The 1270-nt window shown below is 36.6% G+C and carries 2 protein-coding genes; both read left to right on the top strand.

Annotation, left to right across the window (positions count from 1 at the left end):
* Positions 1–76 precede the first annotated feature (76 nt).
* Positions 77–355, top strand: coding sequence for a transposase (locus NHH15_RS15415; protein ID WP_262067535.1), 279 nt, complete (start codon positions 77–79; stop codon positions 353–355).
* Positions 356–372: 17 nt separating this feature from the next.
* A complete protein-coding gene (locus NHH15_RS15420) occupies positions 373–1227 on the top strand; it encodes an IS3 family transposase (RefSeq protein ID WP_262067536.1) in 855 nt (284 codons plus the stop codon).
* Positions 1228–1270: the final 43 nt, after the last annotated feature.

A 1270-nucleotide genomic window follows, 5' to 3' on the forward strand; every position in this document is an offset into this window, starting at 1 on the left:
TGGTGCTAGTATATTAGCGTGGACAGAAAAAGTCGAACAAACTATAATTATTAAATAGGCAAAGGAGACGTTCGACATGGCAAAAAATCAGAAGAGATATACTCCGGAATTCAAGCAACAGATGATCGATTTGTATAACACCGGAAATTATTCTTATCCACAGTTACAACGTGAATATGGCGTATCAGCATCAACAATCGTGGGATGGGTGAAAAATGCATCACCTATTACGACCGAAGAGGGCGAAACAGTAACGCTTAAAGATTACAAGAATCTTCAGAAAGAATATAATAAGCTGAAAATGGAGAATGAAATACTAAAAAAAGCGACCGCCATATTCGCAAAGGATCAATAAAGAGCAAAATTGAATTTATTAATAACAATTACAACGATTACCCTATTACCATGCTTTGTAAAGTGCTGAATTTACCGCGGAGCACCTACTATGAAGCTCTTGTTCACGAGCCCTCAAACAAGGAGAAAGAATATAAATCCTTTAGTGACCATGTAATGAGTACTTATTATGATTCTAAGGGGCGTTATGGTGCTCCGAAAATATGCTTTTTGCTCAATAAAGCTGGTGTGAAATGCAGTGTGAAGCGAGTACAGCGCCATATGAAAAAAATAGGGATAAAATCAATAACAGTCAAGAAGTATCGCCCTCAAAAAAATGCTGCACCAGTTCCAGATGATAAGATTAACATTCTTAACCAGGACTTTAAAGCAAGCGCACCAAATCAAAAGCTAGTTACGGATATCACTTATATCCACACATTAAAAGATGGATGGACTTATTTGGCTTCCGTTATAGATCTATATCATCACAAGGTTATTGGCTATTCCTATTCAAAAAGCATGACCGCAGAAATGGCAACACAGGCAGTGCGTAATGCCGTACTAAATATTGACAAAACCGAAGGGATTATCTTGCATTCTGATTTGGGCGCCCAATATACCAGTATACAATTTGAAGACTTTCTAGTTGAACAGAAGATACTACATTCTTTTAGTCGTAAGGGAAACCCATATGATAATGCTTGTATTGAATCCTTTCATGCCGCCTTAAAAAAAGAAGAAGTCTACACAAAAATCTATTATGATTTTGAAGAGGCCAAATATGCTCTCTTTGAATATATAGAATCCTGGTATAACAGAAAAAGGATTCATGAATCACTAAATTATATGACCCCACAAGAGAAGGAGGATGAGTTTAACAGAGTGGCATAAAAACTTTCGACTTTTTTTGTCCAAGGTATTGACGTAGGTCCAA

It is taken from the genome of Aequitasia blattaphilus, from assembly GCF_024721305.1.
GTDB classification, from domain to species: domain Bacteria; phylum Bacillota; class Clostridia; order Lachnospirales; family Lachnospiraceae; genus Aequitasia; species Aequitasia blattaphila.